This window comes from Nakamurella panacisegetis, assembly GCF_900104535.1.
Lineage (GTDB): Bacteria > Actinomycetota > Actinomycetes > Mycobacteriales > Nakamurellaceae > Nakamurella > Nakamurella panacisegetis.
Genome location: NZ_LT629710.1, coordinates 2,902,038 through 2,917,077, shown reverse-complemented (window position 1 = coordinate 2,917,077; position 15,040 = coordinate 2,902,038). Strand labels below are relative to the sequence as shown.

Sequence of the window (15,040 nt, the reverse complement as noted above, 5' to 3'; positions counted from 1 at the left end):
GCGGCCTACAGCTTCGTCATCGGGACGCCGCCGATCAGCATGAGGCGGATGGTCCCGGCCGTACCGAAGTCGATGGTCGCCGTGGCGGTCGGGCCCGTCCCGGACACCGCGGTCACCTTGCCCAGACCGTACTTGTCGTGGTTGACCCGATCGCCGACCGCCAGCACCAGCGGCGGCCGTGCGGCGCGGGCACCACCGATCTGCCCGAACCGGGACGCCGACACCGGCGCCGATCGCGAGCTGTATCCGGAATAGTTGCTGGAGCCACCGGAACCCCAGTTGGACGACCGGTAGTCGGCCGAACCGGAGACGTAGGGCTCCCGCGCCGGCGCCAACCGGCGCCAGTCGATCAGCTCCTCCGGAATGTCGTCGAGGAACCGGGACGCCGGATAGGAGTTCGCCTGCCCCCAGGCCGAGCGGGTAACCGCACGCGACAGGTACAGCCGCTCGCGGGCCCGAGTGATGCCGACATAGGCCAGGCGCCGCTCCTCGGCGAGCTCCCGATCGTCGGAGAAGGCCCGTTGGTGCGGGAAGATCCCGTCCTCCAACCCGGTCAGGAAGACGACCGGGAACTCCAGGCCCTTGGCCGTGTGCAGCGTCATCAGGGTGACCACGCCCTCGGCGGAATCGGGGATCGAGTCGGCGTCGGCCACCAGCGAGATCTGCTCCAATACCGCGGCCAGCAGTTCATTTCCCGGCGCCGGCGGCGGGGTCGCGGGCGCGTCGGTGTCGCCGGCGATGACCGCTCCGCCGCCACCCAGCAGCAACTCCGCGTTCTCCCGGAGCACCGTGACCAGCTGGTCCAGGTTCTCCATCCGGGAGAAGTCCTGCGGATCCTGTGACGCTTCGAGCTCGGCGCGGTACCCGGTCTGGTCCAGAACCGCCGTCAGGACCTCGGCCGGCTCGGCGCCGCCGGCCACGAGCGCCCTCAGGCCGCTCATCAGGTCGTTGAACGCAGCCACGGACTTGGCCGATCGGGTGGCCATCATCGGCATCTCGGCCACGCGGACCAGAGCGTCGGCGAACGCGATCCGTTCCTGTTCGGCGAACACCACGACCGTCGCCTCGGCCCGGTCGCCGATGCCGCGCTTCGGGGTGTTCAGGATGCGCCGGAGCGACACCTCGTCGTCCGGATTGGCGATCGCCCGGAGATAGGCCAGAGCGTCGCGGACCTCGCGGCGCTCGTAGAACCGGACCCCGCCGACGATCCGGTACGGCATTCCGGTCCGGACGAACACGTCCTCAATGGCCCGGGACGCCGAGTTGGTCCGGTAGAAGATCGCGACGTCGCCGAACCGGATCTCGGAGTCGTCGACCAGCCGGTCGATCTCCTTGCCGATGAACTGCGCTTCCTCGTACTCGTTGTCCCCGACGTATCCGACGATGAGCTGCCCGTTGCCCTGCGCGGTCCACAGATTCTTGGCCCGACGCTCGGTATTGCGGGAGATCACCTTGTTCGCGGCGGACAGAATGGTCTGCGTCGAGCGATAGTTCTGCTCGAGCAGAATCGTGCGGGCGTTCGGATAGTCCCGTTCGAATTCGGTGATGTTCCGGATCGAGGCCCCGCGGAAGGCGTAGATCGACTGATCGGCGTCGCCGACCACGACCAGCTCGGCCATCGGGATGTCCGACACCGGTTCGTGCACGAGAACCCCGTCGTCGCTCCAGGTCTCACGGATCTCTCCGCCGACCAGTTCGCGCACCAGCATGTACTGGGCGTGGTTCGTGTCCTGGTATTCGTCGACCAGCACGTGCCGGAAACGGCGCCGGTAGTGTTCGGCCACGGCCGGCAACCGTTGCAGCAGGGATACCGTTTCCATGATCAGGTCGTCGAAATCGAAGGCCGACGCCGCCCGCAACCGAACCTGATAGTTCGTGTAGACCTCGGCGACCATCTTCTCCAGATCCGAATCGGCCTTGTCGGTGGCCTCGACCGGGTCGACGAGTTCGTTCTTGAGGTTGGAGATGGCCCCGGCCAACGTCCGGGCCGACACCTTCTTGGTGTCGATGTTGAGGTCGGAGGCGACCATCTGCACCAGACGCTGGGAGTCGGCCGAGTCGTAGATGGTGAAGCTGGAGCGCACGCCCAGGTGCGCCGCCTCGGCGCGCAGGATCCGCACGCACATGGAGTGGAAGGTGGACACCCACATCGCCCGCGACCGAGCGCCGATCATCTCGGCGACCCGGTCCCGCATCTCGGCGGCGGCCTTGTTGGTGAAGGTGATGGCCAGGATCTCCCCGGGGTGTGCCCCGCCGGCGGCCAGGAGATAGGCGATCCGCCGGGTCAACACCCTGGTCTTGCCGGATCCGGCACCGGCGACCACCAACAGCGGCGCGCCGCGGTGCTCGACGGCGGCCCGTTGCTGAGGGTTCAGACCGTCCAGCAGCGCCTCGGCCTCCTGGTGGCGAGCCTTTGCCGCTCGCTCCCGCGATGCCTCCGCCTGCTGTCGCGCCTGTTCGATCAACCGCTGCTGCGGGGTCAGCTTCGGCCCCGTCGACGAGGCAGCCCCACGCCCGGGAGAGGTGGCCGACGCGTCTGACGGCGCTTCTGACGGTAGGTCGAACAGTCTGTCCATATCGATATCCAAACTACCGGCCCACACCGACGGCCGACGCCGACGCCGCCGGCCGGAACCCGGAGCCGGACCTCCCCCGGTCCTCGTGACCCACGGTCACCATCACGGATTCGACGCCGGAATGCGACCAATCTGGCACTCGGGTCCCCTTGTGTGCCAGTGCACTGTGGCCCCACCATCAACATCATGATCAGCTCGGCGACGGGCTGATCCATACCTCGGGCAGGAACGGAGGTTGGCCATGAGCGAATCATCGGCCCGCGCGGTGCAGGTGTCCGCGCTGGAGTCGGCGGGGGCGTTGAGCGGTTTCGTGGTGTCGGGGCGGTGGCCGGAGAACACCCTCGAGTGGGTCAAGTTCCTCGTCATCGCGGTCCGGGTGGCCAGCGTGCCCGGGCTCCTACCGGTGACCACGGTCTTCCGCGTGCGGGAAGAACTGCCGGACGAACCGCAACCGGGCACCATCGGGCTGGTGATGGCCGAGGGCACCCTGATCGGGGAGCGGGCCCTCACTCCAGGGCAGTTCGCCGAGCCTCAGCCGTCCGGCCTGCTCGTCCTGCACCCGCCTTCGGAGACCAGGCCTTCCCTCCCGGAGTACGACGGTGTCGCGTCCGGCTGCGTCTACCTGCCCGGGCTGCCTCATCTCGGGCTCGACCACCGGGCCGGTTGGGCCGAGGCGGACCACACCGGCGCCGTGACCAGCATGCGCGGGATGGCCGGCATCGATCCGATGAACGACGCCGACACGGCCGTGCTGGCCATGTTGATGGCGGCCTGAGGTTTCGCCGCCGATCCCGCGCGCGGCCCGGAGAACCTAGTTCAGTACCAGCATGCCGGCGAAAAACACGGCGTACAGGCCGAACCCGAACAGCAACGTGCCCGACGTGAGTTTCCGCAGGCGCCCGAGCACGATCATCACGATGATCGAGGCCAGCGTCACGATGCCGGCCAGCGTGATGGTGGGCGTGAAATGCCATGGGGTGAAAGCGATGCCGAGCGCCGACGGGATGGTGGCCTGGACCATCATGGACCCGGAGACGTTGGCCAGAGCCAGGCCCGGCTTGCCTTGCCGGACCCAGATGACGGCGTTGAGCACCTCCGGCAGCTCGGTCGCGATCGGCGCCAGCAGCACGGCCACGACGGCCGGCGCCAGCCCCAGGTGCGGCCCCAGCTTCTCCAGCTGGGCCACGAACAACTGACTGGCCGCGAAGATCACGCCGAGGGTGATCGCGGTCTGGATACCGATGGCCCAGCCGGTGGGAATGGCCTTACGGGGCTGCAGTTTCAGCGGCTCGAGGCCGTCGGAGGAATGTCCGCCGTCACCGCCGGCATCACGCAGTTCGCGGACGACGTAGATCGCGTAGGCGAACAGGAACAGCCAGGCCAGCCACGGCTTCCAGCTGAACACCAGCAGGCCCAGCGCCAGTTTCGCGATGAAGATGACCATGAACCAGGTCTGGTCCTGCACCAGTTCCCCGGACCCGTCGGGCCGTTTGCGGAACGAGCGGTGCACCGCGAGCAGAGAGACACCGACCACCGAATAGGCGATGGTGGACAGCACCAACGGCCCACCCATGGCCGCCCCGACGCCGATCTCCTTGCGGTCGGGTGTGGCTCCGAACGCGACGGCGACCAGCGTGACCACCGATTCAGGCAGGGCGGTGCCGACGGCGGCCAGCACGCTGCCGACAGCGACGGTCCCGACGTTGAGCCGCGAACCCAGCCATTCCACGGCGTTGACGAACCACTCGCACGCGAGATAGATCGCCACGGCCGAGACCAGGAGCAGGAAGATCGTCAATGCCATGTTCTCCTCCGCGCCGGGCGGAGGTGCGCACTGGGGTCCAGAGCCGCCTTCGACCGACGGCTGTACACGCGATCACTCGCGTCGACGTCATTGGTCGAAGGTCTCGCCCACCTGCCGGAACCGACAGGCCCAGTCGCCGGGCACCGAGAACGGTGCCAGTATGTCGACGAACAAGTAGCGGGCTACTCCCCTTCGCCGGTGAGCCTAGCCCATCCGGGAGGCCGCGCCGGACGCGCGGACGTGCGCACGGCGGGATGCCAGGTGACCGCGCCCGCGGGCCTGTGGTGTACTTGTTGCCATGACCTGCCGCCAGTTCTACTTCGGGTACCGGATCCCGGTGCCCGTCAGCGGCTGAACCACACCGCCACGACGACGCCCCGAGGTCCATCGGACCCGGGGCTTTTTCTTGCCGGGACACCGGTGGCCGGCCCGGGGCAGAATGAGGACATCATGACGAGCACACCCGCTTCCGAAGCCGACCACCCGGGCGACGACGAGTCGGCCGTCCCGGATGCGACCGTCCCGGTCCCGCAGGACCAGGCCGGCATCGAGACGCTGCGCCTTCAGATCGACGCCATCGACGCGGAGCTCGTGCGGCTCATCCAGCGGCGCACCGCGATCTCCAACGCCATTGGCGCTGCTCGCAAGTCCCTGGGCGGCCCCCGCATCGTCTACAGCCGCGAGATGGCCATCCTGGAACGCTTCCGGGAGCTCGGTCCGTCCGGCACCGACCTCGGCATGATGCTGCTGTCCATGGGTCGCGGTCGGCTCGGCCGCAAGTAGTCACCGGCCCTGGCGCGCCGGCCAGGTCAGACCAGGCGGCGGTCGGTGGCCCAGCGGGAGAGTTCGTACCGGTTGGACTTCTGCGTCTTGCGCAGCACGGCCGACACATGGGTCTCCACCGTCTTCACCGAGATGAACAGCTGCGACGCGATCTCCTTGTAGGCGTAACCGCGGGCCAGAAGCTTGAGCACCTCCCGCTCGCGGGGCGAGAGCATGTCCAGTTCGGGGTCCGACACCGGCGCGCCGCCCGGGCGGTCGGAGAACGCGTCCAGCACGAACCCGGCCAGCCGGGGCGAGAAGACGGCGTCCCCACCGGACACCCGCACCACGGCGTCGGCCAGTTCGGGTCCCGAGATGGTCTTGGTCACGTAGCCGCGGGCGCCGGCCCGGATGACGTTGATGACGTCCTCGGCGGCGTCGGACACCGACAGGGCCAGGAACACGACAGCGGGCAGGCTCCGGTGCACCTGCTCCAGGACGGCACGACCACCGCCGTCGGGCATGTGCACGTCCAGCAGCACCACGTCCGGCGGGTTGGAGGTGATCCGCACGACGGCCTCGGCCACCGACCCGGCCTCTCCGACCACCTCGATGCGGTCATCGCCCAGCCCGGCCAGTTCGGCCTTCACACCGGTCCGGAACAACGCATGGTCGTCGACCAGGAAGACGCTGACCGTCATGCGGGGGCGCTCTCGGGTGGGGCCGTCCTGGCCACGATCGGCATCTGCAACTCCACTTCGGTGCCCTCCCCGGGCGTTGAACGGACCACGGCCTTCCCGCCGTGCCGCTCCATCCTCCCCCGGATCGACTCGGCCAGGCCACGCCGATCCGTCTCGACCGCCGAGACCTCGAATCCGGCCCCGCGATCGCGGATGAAGACTGCGGCCGTCCCGTTCTCGATCTCGGCGTAGACGCTGATCTCCGGAGCGCCGGAGTGCTTGGCCGCGTTCACCATCGCCTCGCGCGAGGCGGCGACCAGCGCCGCCAGGTGCGGGTCCATGGTCGCGTCGCCGACCACCACCGGGGCCACCGCCAGCGCGTAGGTGTCCTCGACCTCGCCGGCCGCGGTGGCCAGGGCGGCGGCGAACGTCATGTCCGGGGCGGCACTTTGTCCGTCGGGCGCGATGTATCCGGCCGGTCCGTACAGCCAGGTGCGCAGTTCACGTTCCTGCCCGCGGGCCAGCCTGACCACCTCCCGGCTGTCGCCGGCCTGACGCTGGATCAGGGCCAGGGTCTGCAGCACGGAGTCGTGCAGGTGGGCGGCGATCTCGGCTCGTTCCCGTTCCCGGATGCGGCCCTGACGTTCGTTGCCGAGGTCGCGGACCAGCCGGATCCACCACGGCACGGTGATGATGGCGACGCCGACCAGGGTGAGCAGCACCGCGATCAACGCGGACCGGACGGCGGTGAAGTCCAGTTGCCCGAGGGCGAAGACCGACAGCCCACCGATGACCAGGGCCGCACCGCCGGCCAACCGCCAGGCCGTTCCGCGGGTCGGGCCGACGATGCCGACGGCCGTCCGCCGCCAGCGGGCCCGGCGGGCATCGTCTGCCTCCCGCCAGATGAACGCACCGCCGAGAGCGGCCAGCCCGAGCGGACCGAGCACCCAGCCCAGCACCGCGCCCAACCCGAGGGCGGTGGCCCCGATCATCAAGGCAACACCAAGGGCGGCGATCCCGATGGCCTGACGGCGTTCGACCCCACCCACCGGCGACGAGGTAGCTACCCCAGAGACTCGTCGAGGCGGTACGAAGATCCACAACAGGGCATAGGCGAGCACGCCCGCCCCGGCCATCAGGGCCATCAGTACGAACGCGACCCGGACGGCGAGCACCGGCACTCCGAGGTGTTCGGCCACCCCGCCGGCGACGCCCCCGACGATGGATCCGTCACGACGACGGGTCAGACGCGGGATACCGTCCGGCGTCAGTTCCGGCTCGTCACCCTCGAAGGAAAACGGCAGTCGGCCGGGCACGCCCCCCGGCGGCGGCCGGTCCACGCGGTCACCGGGATCCGGCGCCGAGAACCCGGGGGCGGCCTGGGTGCTCTCACCGCCGGGGCCGCCGAACGCACTGTGTGAACTCACCCCACCAGGGTCACACGTGGGCGGCGACGGGGGTATGGGGGATCACCCTGAGCCGAACAAACCAGGGGTATCCCCGATGGTCCACGCGCCCGGTGACCGGCAAGGTTGTGCCATGACCGATCAGTGGAACTCCGGCTCCGGCGCGGCGGGCCCGCAGAGCCCGACCAGCGACCGCCCGCGCAACGAGAGATGGCTCCGGCGTCCGCGTCGTTCGACCGGCGACCGGAAGATCGCCGGCGTGGCCGGCGGTCTGGGCCGAGCGTTCGGGATCGACCCGATCCTGATTCGGGTCGCCTTCGTGGTGCTGACCATCTTCGGCGGGTTCGGCGGCCTGTTGTACGTCCTGGGCTGGCTGTTCCTGCCGTCCGACGGCGACGAGGTCTCGGCGGCCGAGGCGCTGCTCGGCCGCGGCCGGTCGTCCGTGCCCCCGCCCCTGGCCGTCGGCCTGGGGGTGATCGCCGTGATCAGCGCGTTCTGGATGTTCTCCTGGGGACGGCCGTTCCTGCCGTTGGCCATCGGCGGGGTGATCGTGCTGGCCGTCATGCGCCGGCGCGGTCACTTCCACGGCTGGAGCGGTCCCGGAAGGGACTGGAGCGGGCCCCGTACCGCCGACTGGGCCCGGCGCACCGACGAGCAGGTGCGCGCGTGGTCCGAGCAGGCCGAGCAGTGGGCCGACACCTTCCGCGGAAACGCCCGCAGCGCCGCGCGGGCCGGACGGGGCTGCGGTCGCGGATGGGGTCAGTGGAACCCGTGGGGCGCAGCGTCGTCGGACAACCCGGCCGATTCGCCGTTCCAGCGGCCCGCGTTCTGGGACGCGCCCGATTCGTCCACCCGGGTCGACCGTCCGGCCCCCCGGTCCCAGACCCCCGGCACCCAGACCGCCGGCGCCCAGACCCCCGACGCCCAGACCCCAGGCGCCCAGACTCCCGGGACTCAGACCTCCGGCGTCCAGACCTCCGGTGTCAACATGACGAAGCCCAGCACCACGCCGGCCGATCCGGCCCGCGACGATCCGATGAATCTCGGCACTCCCCCGGCCTGGGACCCGCTGGGCGTGGCCCCGTTCGCCTGGGACCTGCCCGAGCCGACCCCGCTGGCACCGGCGCCGGCGCCGGCCCACCGATCCGGTGGCGTCATCGCCCGAGTCACCATGGGGGCGACGCTCCTGATCGGCGGCCTGACCGCGGCCGGGGTGTTCGCCGGGTGGTGGGTCCTGACGTGGGCTCAGGTGGCGGGTATCTCGCTCGGCGTGCTGGGACTCGGCCTGCTGATCTCGGCCCTGCGGGGACGCGGCTACTCGTTGATCGGGCCGGGCGTCTTCCTCTCCCTGGTGACCTTGGCCCTGGCCGTGACCGGCGTCAGCGGCACCACGGGATACGGCCAGACCGACCTGCGCCCGACGGCGATCGCGCAGCTGCAGGACAGCTACGTGGCCCAGGCGGGCGAGTTCAACCTGGATCTGTCGGCCCTGCCGACGATTCCCAAGGGCGCCGAACGGACGGTGACCATCCAGGTGAAGGCCGGCCACGCCGACGTCACCGTACCCACCACGATGAACGTCACCGCCACCTGCGAGACGAAGGTCGGCGAGGCCCAATGCCTGGGCTACTCGATCCGCGGGGTGAACCAGCAGACGACCGTCCGCCAGTCACCCAGCGCCGACGCCGGCCGGCTGAACGTCATCGTCAAGGTCAACGCCGGGTTCGCGGAGGTGAAGACCGATGCCTGAAACCACCGCTCCGACCCGCCGGCCGGTCAACGTGATCGGCGTGATCATGTCGCTGGTCTTCCTCACCGTCGCGTCGATCGGCCTCAGCGGTAACCCGTGGTGGTTGCTGAACGCCGGCGCCAAGTGGATCGTGGCCGGGGTGATCGCGTTGATCGGGCTGTCTCTGCTGGTCGGTGCCCTGCCCGGTCGCCGCTCCCGATCTTGACGGTCGGGTCTGTTCCCGCCGGGTCCCGCCGGCCCCGGGGACCCGGCGGGAATAGACCACCTCGTTCGCCTGTTAAACTAATCTGCCGGCCCTGGATGCGAAGGTGGTCTCCATCGGCAGACGGTGCCTCCGGGCACGGCAGTCGAGCACGGGCGATGCGAAGGGTTCGATTCCTTTCGACGGCACAACGGCAAATGGCTCGGACACTTCGGTGCCCGGGCCATTTCGCGTTCAAGGCCGTTCCCGTTCAGAGATCCGTCCCGCTCGGGGCTGCTTCCCGATCAGGGCTGTTTCGAATTCAGAGCCGTCTTTGCGTTCAGGTCGAAGCCGCGACCCGGGCCGGCTCGAGTGCCGGTGATCCTCGCCGGGCCATCAGCAAGCCGGCCACGGCCAGCGCAGCCGCCCCGAGTGCGGTGAAGGCCAAGGCGGTTCCGGCCGTCTTGTCGCCGAAGCTGACGAGCCTCGAGGTGACCGCCCCGAACGCGTACTGGAAGGCACCGATCAGCGCGGAGGCGGCGCCGGCCACCGTGCGGTGCCGATCCATCGCCAGTACGGAGGCGTGCGGCAGCGCGAACCCGACCGACGACACCATGACGAACAGGGACACCAGCAGCCACGGCAGCGTCGTTCCGGCCAGCAACGCGGCGGCCAGCATCGCGGCACCGACGACGCACTGCCCGACGCCCCAGCGCATCAGCACCACGGACGTCGTCCGGCGCAGCAGCAGACCCCCGAGACTGCTCGTCGCCACGATGCCGAAGGCGTTGGCCGCAAAGCAGAACGAGAAGGTCTGCGGGGACAGGTGGAATCCGTCCTGGAGCAGGAACGGCGAGGCCGAGATGTAGCCGAACATGGCTGCGCACACGGTGGACCCGGCGATGGCGTAGCCCAGGAACACCCGGTCGGTCAGCAGCCGGCCGAAGGTGCGGAACGTTCCGGAGAGTCCTTCCCGTGAACGCCGCTCCGGCGGCAGCGTCTCCCGGACCAACCACACAGCCAGGACGGTCAACACCACACCGATCCCGGTCAGCACCCAGAAAACGGTGCGCCAGGTGCCGATACGCAACACCTGGGCGCCGAACACCGGTGCCATGATCGGGGCCAGTCCGTTGATCGCGGCGATCGTCGAGAAGTAGGACGCCGCCGCCTTTCCGGTGAACCGGTCGGCCACGATGGCCCGGCACAGTACGATTCCGGCGGCTCCGGCCGCGCCCTGCACCAGCCGCAGCCCGATCAGCAAGGCCATCGACGTCGTCACGGCGCACAGGGCCGAGGTCACCACGAACAGCAGCAGACCGATCAGCAGCGGCCGTCGGCGTCCAAGGCGGTCGGAGAATGGACCCACCACCAGCTGCCCGGCTCCGAGCCCGACGATGCACGCCGAGAGCGACAGCTGGGCCGCGCTCGCGGTCGAGGACAGCGACACCGACAACTCGGGCAGGGACGGCAGGTACATGTCCATGCACAGCGGGCCGAAGGCCGACAACGCCCCCAGGGTGATCACCAGAGGGATGCTCCGACCGGACTCCCGCGCGGGAGTCACTCCCACTCGATGGTCCCCGGCGGCTTGCTCGTCACGTCGAGCACCACCCGGTTGACCTCCGGCACCTCGCCGGTGATCCGTCCGGAGATCCGGGCCAGCAGGTCGTACGGAAGCCGGGACCAGTCGGCCGTCATGGCGTCCTCGCTGGACACCGGGCGCAGGACGATCGGGTGGCCGTAGGTGCGTCCGTCACCCTGGACGCCGACGCTGCGGACGTCGGCCAACAGCACCACCGGGCACTGCCAGATCTGCGCGTCAACGCCGGCCGCCGTCATCTCCTCCCGGACGATGGCGTCGGCCGCCCGGAGTACCTCGAGCCGGTCGAAGGTGACTTCGCCGATGATCCGGATGCCCAGGCCGGGGCCGGGGAACGGATGCCGCCCGACGATGGCCTTGGGCAGGCCGAGCTCGTACCCGAGCAGCCGCACCTCGTCCTTGAACAGCGTGCGCAACGGCTCGACCAGGGAGAACGTCAGGTCGTCGGGCAATCCCCCGACGTTGTGGTGGGACTTGATGGTGGCCGTTCCGGTGCCTCCGCCGGACTCGACCACGTCCGGGTACAGCGTGCCCTGGACGAGGTACTTCACGCCGCCCTCCTCGGCCGACACCCCGATCGCGGCCTGCTCGAACACCCGGATGAACTCACGGCCGATGATCTTGCGCTTGGTCTCCGGGTCGGTGACGCCGGCCAGCGCGTTCAGGAACCGCTCCTGTGCGTCGATGGTGACCAGCTTGATGCCGGTGGCGGCGACGTAGTCCTTCTCCACCTGTTCGCGCTCGCCCCGGCGCAACAGCCCGTGGTCGACGAAGACGCAGGTGAGCTGATCGCCGACGGCCCGGTGGACCAGCGCGGCGGCCACCGCGGAGTCGACCCCGCCGGACAGGCCGCAGATCACCTTGTCGGTGCCGACCTTGGCCCTGATCAGCTCAACCTGCTCGGTGAGGATCTCCCCCGCCGTCCAGTCCGGTTTGATGCCGGCCACCTGGTGCAGGAATCGGCGGAGCACCTCCTGGCCCTGCTCGGAGTGCAGCACCTCTGGGTGGTACTGCACGCCGGCCATGCGCCGCCCGATGTTCTCGAAGGCGGCGATCGGGGTATCAGCGGTCCTCGCCGTCACGGCGAAGCCCTCGGGCGCCTCGGACACCGAATCGCCGTGACTCATCCAGACCCCGAGCGTCGACGGAAGTCCTTGCAGCAGAGCCGATCCGGGATCGGTGACGGTCAGTTCGGTGGCGCCGTACTCACGACGACCGGTCTGCGCCACGTGCCCGCCCAGGGCGGTGGCCATCACCTGGAAGCCGTAGCAGATCCCGAAGATCGGCACGTCGGAATCGAACAGGGCGGAGTCCAGGTGCGGCGCGTTCTCGGCGTAGACGCTGGACGGGCCGCCGGACAGGATGACGGCCGCTGGCGACTTGGCCAGCATGTCCTTGGCCGACATCGAGGACGGCACGATCTCGGAGTAGACCGCGGCCTCGCGGACGCGGCGGGCGATCAGCTGGGCGTACTGGGCTCCGAAGTCGACCACCAGGACGGGGTGCGCCTCGAGATCGTTGGCCGGTGCCTCGCGCTTCTCGGGTGTTGCTGGCTCTGTCACGGTTGACGCCTTTCGGGTGGGGCCGGTGTCGGCACACGGATGGTGCTCGCGCGCGCAACCGGTCCCTCCCTGGGCTTTTGTCCCGGAGGTGAGGCTCCCGCGGCGATCTCACCGCTGGTGCTTGTGGCGCTCGGACCAGCCTCCGAAAGGTGCGGAGCGGAACCCTAGCCACCGTCGTCGGTCAGCTGCGCAGCAGTCTAACCGACGCGTGCGCGACCGCCGCTGGGACGCGGGGCCTGACGGCGGTCGGAGGGACGGACCGGGCGGGGCAGAATTCAACGATGGCCATCCTGATCGACCCACCGCGCTGGCCGGCCCACGGGCGGATCTGGTCACATCTGGTCAGCGATCACTCCTACGCCGAGCTGCACGCGTTCGCCGCGGCCCAGGGCATTCCCGAACGCGGCTTCGACCACGACCACTACGACGTGCCGGGCGAGCGTTACGACACACTGGTGGCCGCCGGCGCGGTCGCCGTCGACTCGCGCGAGCTGTTGCGCCGCATCACATCAGCCGGCCTGCGCCAACCGAAACGCGACCGGCGCTGACGCCAGCAGGACCACAGATGTCTCGCCGCACCGGCCACGGGACCGCGACCGGCCCTGGGGCCTCAGGGCCGGCGGTCGTCGACCCAGGCCCCATCCTGCAGGACGGCCTGCACGTTCAGTTCGGCATCGGTGATCACCAGATCGGCGGCGCGACCGGGTCGGACGGACCCGAAGCGGTCGTCCACACCGAGCAGGGTGGCCGGGACGAGCGAGGCCGCGTTGGCCGCCTCGACCAGGGACAGACCGACCTGCTGCACCGCACGCTGCACGGCGACGGCCATGGTCAGGGTGGAGCCGGCGATAGTGCCGTCGGAGACCAGCCGGGCCTCTCCCCCGGCGACCCGGACGTCGAAGGCGCCGAGCTTGTACATGCCGTCAGCCGAGCAGGTCGCGCCCATGGCGTCGGTGATCAGCGCGACCCGTCCCGGCGCGATCGAGCGGAGCAGCCGCACCGTCGCCGGATGCAGGTGGACGCCGTCGTTGATCGCCTCCAGCACCACCCCGGCGTCCATCGCCGCGCCGATGATCGACGGGTCCCGATGGTGCAGCGGCCGCATCCCGTTGAAGGCGTGGGTGACCAGGTCGGCGCCGGCGGCGAAGGCCTGCCGTGCCACGTCGTACCCGGCGTCGGAATGCCCCACGGCCGCGTGGACCCCGGCCGCCACGAGCTGACGCACCAGATCCAGACCGCCGGGCAGTTCGGGCGCGAGCGTGACGACCGCGACCTGTCCGGCCCCGGCCTGGAGAAACCGTTGCAGCAGAGCAGGATCGGGCATCAACAGCGAGGCCGGGTCGTGCACGCCGCGGCGGTCGACGGACAGGAACGGCCCTTCCAGGTGCAGGCCCAGCACGCCCGGATGACCGGCGGCGAACTCGGCGGCCACGCCGATCGTCCCCAGCATCTGCGCGGCCGGCGCCGTCACCAGCGACACCAGCGACCGGGTGGTGCCGTTGGCCCGGTGCGTGGCCAGGCCGGTCGCGATCGAGGCCGCGCCGTCGTCGAACGTGGCGCCGCCGCCCCCGTGGACGTGCAGGTCGATGAATCCGGGCAGCACCAGACGACCCGTGACGTCGAGGATCTCGCCCTCGGCGACCCCGATCCGGGCGATGTGTTCACCGTCGATCACCACCGCGCCGTCGACGACGCCGTCCGGGGTCACCACCCGTCCGCCGGTCAGCGACCAGGTCGTCACGAGACCACCGCCGCTGAATCGACCAGGTCCCAGGCCCGCAACGCGGCCCCGAGCATGCCGGCGCGGTCACCCAGGGTGCTGGGCCGCAGCGGCGGGGCGGAACGGAACGTCAGCCGGCCGGCCAGCGCCTTTGCCAGCGGATCGATCAGCGTCGGCCCGGCCAACGACAGGCCACCGCCGATGACGAACGTGCCCGGGTCGATCAGCACCGTCGCGGCGGCGAGCGCATCGGCCAGGGCATCGATCGCCTCGGCCCAGATCTGTCCGGCCGCCGGTTCTCCGGCTACCACCAGTTCCGCGATGCGCTGGGCGGAGACGCCGGTGCGTCCGGTCAGCGCGCCGTAGCGAGTGGAGATCCGCGACGCGGACGCCACCGCCTCCAGGCAACCCCGGTTGCCGCACTGGCAGGGCGGGCCGTCGGGGATCACGACCAGGTGCCCGATCTCGCCGGCCAGACCCGCCGCCCCGTCGTCGACCTCGCCGTCCCGGGCGTACCCGCCGGCGATCCCGGTGCCGATGGCGACGAAGAACATCGAGCCGGCACCGACGCCGGCCCCGATCCGGGCCTCGGCCAGCACCGCCGTGCGGACGTCGTGGGCCAGCACCGCCGGCAGGCCTGTGCGTTCGCTCACCAGGGCCGCGAACGGCACGTCGGTCCAGCCGAGATTGACGGCGTGACGGGCGATCCCGGTGGCGGAGTCGACCGTACCGGGCACACACAGCCCGACACCGGCCGCGGCCGCGCCCGCGGTGTCCACCAGCTCCTGGGCCAGGCCGACGATGCCGTCGACCACCGCCCTCGGACCGTGCTCGACCCCGGTGGCCCGGCGGATCTCCGCCTGCACCCGGCCGGACCGGTCGATCAGGCCGGCCTTCATCGAGGTACCACCGACGTCGAGGGCCGCGACCAAGGAATTCACAGGGCGGATGCTACCGCCCGGGGCGTTCGTGAACGGCCGGTCAAGCGGGCGCCGA

General features: G+C 70.3%; 13 protein-coding genes. 5 read left to right on the top strand and 8 right to left on the bottom strand.

The window, feature by feature from the left end; translation table 11 throughout:
• Positions 1-5: 5 nt before the first annotated feature.
• A complete protein-coding gene (gene pcrA / locus BLS97_RS12975) occupies positions 6-2,576 on the bottom strand; it encodes a DNA helicase PcrA (RefSeq protein WP_090476483.1) in 2,571 nt (856 codons plus the stop codon).
• 241 nt (positions 2,577-2,817) lie between these two features.
• Between pcrA and BLS97_RS12970 the strand changes: the two genes are divergently transcribed.
• Positions 2,818-3,351, top strand: coding sequence for a peptidase (locus tag BLS97_RS12970; protein WP_090476481.1), 534 nt, complete (start codon positions 2,818-2,820; stop codon positions 3,349-3,351).
• A gap of 36 nt (positions 3,352-3,387) precedes the next feature.
• Here BLS97_RS12970 and BLS97_RS12965 read toward each other — a convergent pair whose 3' ends face one another.
• Complete coding sequence (locus BLS97_RS12965) at positions 3,388-4,380, bottom strand: sodium:calcium antiporter (RefSeq protein ID WP_090476479.1); 993 nt, start codon at positions 4,378-4,380, stop codon at positions 3,388-3,390.
• Positions 4,381-4,830: 450 nt separating this feature from the next.
• Between BLS97_RS12965 and BLS97_RS12960 the strand changes: the two genes are divergently transcribed.
• Positions 4,831-5,163 carry a chorismate mutase gene (locus BLS97_RS12960; protein WP_090482131.1) on the top strand — a complete coding sequence of 111 codons (333 nt, stop codon included), beginning with the start codon at positions 4,831-4,833 and terminating at the stop codon, positions 5,161-5,163.
• Positions 5,164-5,189: 26 nt separating this feature from the next.
• Here the strand turns inward: BLS97_RS12960 and BLS97_RS12955 are convergent, their stop codons facing one another.
• Both BLS97_RS12955 and BLS97_RS12950 read right to left on the bottom strand, forming a co-directional pair.
• The gene (locus BLS97_RS12955; RefSeq protein WP_090476477.1) at positions 5,190-5,843 is read right to left on the bottom strand and encodes a response regulator; all 654 of its coding nucleotides are present in this window, start codon (positions 5,841-5,843) and stop codon (positions 5,190-5,192) included.
• Positions 5,840-7,249, bottom strand: coding sequence for an ATP-binding protein (locus BLS97_RS12950; protein WP_231988087.1), 1,410 nt, complete (start codon positions 7,247-7,249; stop codon positions 5,840-5,842). Before BLS97_RS12950 ends, BLS97_RS12955 begins: the two co-directional genes overlap by 4 nt.
• A gap of 112 nt (positions 7,250-7,361) precedes the next feature.
• Here BLS97_RS12950 and BLS97_RS22880 point away from each other — a divergent pair, with 112 nt between their 5' ends.
• Together BLS97_RS22880 and BLS97_RS12940 are read left to right on the top strand one after the other, a co-directional pair.
• The gene (locus BLS97_RS22880; RefSeq protein ID WP_157695387.1) at positions 7,362-8,978 is read left to right on the top strand and encodes a PspC domain-containing protein; all 1,617 of its coding nucleotides are present in this window, start codon (positions 7,362-7,364) and stop codon (positions 8,976-8,978) included.
• On the top strand, positions 8,971-9,183 hold the full coding sequence (locus BLS97_RS12940) for a hypothetical protein (protein ID WP_090476475.1): 213 nt from the start codon (positions 8,971-8,973) through the stop codon (positions 9,181-9,183). Before BLS97_RS22880 ends, BLS97_RS12940 begins: the two co-directional genes overlap by 8 nt.
• Positions 9,184-9,499: 316 nt before the next feature.
• Here BLS97_RS12940 and BLS97_RS12935 read toward each other — a convergent pair whose 3' ends face one another.
• Both BLS97_RS12935 and guaA read right to left on the bottom strand, forming a co-directional pair.
• Positions 9,500-10,687 (bottom strand): multidrug effflux MFS transporter, encoded by a 1,188-nt coding sequence (locus BLS97_RS12935; protein ID WP_231988086.1) that lies wholly within the window; start codon positions 10,685-10,687, stop codon positions 9,500-9,502.
• A 35-nt stretch (positions 10,688-10,722) separates the two neighbouring features.
• On the bottom strand, positions 10,723-12,324 hold the full coding sequence (guaA, locus tag BLS97_RS12930) for a glutamine-hydrolyzing GMP synthase (protein WP_090476473.1): 1,602 nt from the start codon (positions 12,322-12,324) through the stop codon (positions 10,723-10,725).
• A 281-nt stretch (positions 12,325-12,605) separates the two neighbouring features.
• Between guaA and BLS97_RS12925 the strand changes: the two genes are divergently transcribed.
• On the top strand, positions 12,606-12,872 hold the full coding sequence (locus BLS97_RS12925) for a DUF4031 domain-containing protein (RefSeq protein ID WP_090476471.1): 267 nt from the start codon (positions 12,606-12,608) through the stop codon (positions 12,870-12,872).
• Positions 12,873-12,934: 62 nt separating this feature from the next.
• Here the strand turns inward: BLS97_RS12925 and nagA are convergent, their stop codons facing one another.
• A complete protein-coding gene (gene nagA / locus BLS97_RS12920) occupies positions 12,935-14,065 on the bottom strand; it encodes an N-acetylglucosamine-6-phosphate deacetylase (RefSeq protein WP_090476469.1) in 1,131 nt (376 codons plus the stop codon).
• Complete coding sequence (locus tag BLS97_RS12915; protein ID WP_197676161.1) at positions 14,062-14,985, bottom strand: ROK family protein; 924 nt, start codon at positions 14,983-14,985, stop codon at positions 14,062-14,064. The genes nagA and BLS97_RS12915 overlap by 4 nt, the downstream gene beginning before the upstream one ends.
• Positions 14,986-15,040 lie beyond the last annotated feature (55 nt).

What these genes read in the sequence shown, in the direction of transcription:
- BLS97_RS12955 (WP_090476477.1), bottom strand. Translation starts at nt 5,843, where the DNA reads ATGACGGTCAGCGTCTTCCTGGTCGACGACCATGCGTTGTTCCGGACC.
- pcrA (WP_090476483.1), bottom strand. Translation starts at nt 2,576, where the DNA reads ATGGACAGACTGTTCGACCTACCGTCAGAAGCGCCGTCAGACGCGTCG.
- BLS97_RS12970 (WP_090476481.1), top strand. Translation starts at nt 2,818, where the DNA reads ATGAGCGAATCATCGGCCCGCGCGGTGCAGGTGTCCGCGCTGGAGTCG.
- BLS97_RS12925 (WP_090476471.1), top strand. Translation starts at nt 12,606, where the DNA reads ATGGCCATCCTGATCGACCCACCGCGCTGGCCGGCCCACGGGCGGATC.
- BLS97_RS22880 (WP_157695387.1), top strand. Translation starts at nt 7,362, where the DNA reads ATGACCGATCAGTGGAACTCCGGCTCCGGCGCGGCGGGCCCGCAGAGC.
- BLS97_RS12940 (WP_090476475.1), top strand. Translation starts at nt 8,971, where the DNA reads ATGCCTGAAACCACCGCTCCGACCCGCCGGCCGGTCAACGTGATCGGC.
- BLS97_RS12960 (WP_090482131.1), top strand. Translation starts at nt 4,831, where the DNA reads ATGACGAGCACACCCGCTTCCGAAGCCGACCACCCGGGCGACGACGAG.
- BLS97_RS12965 (WP_090476479.1), bottom strand. Translation starts at nt 4,380, where the DNA reads ATGGCATTGACGATCTTCCTGCTCCTGGTCTCGGCCGTGGCGATCTAT.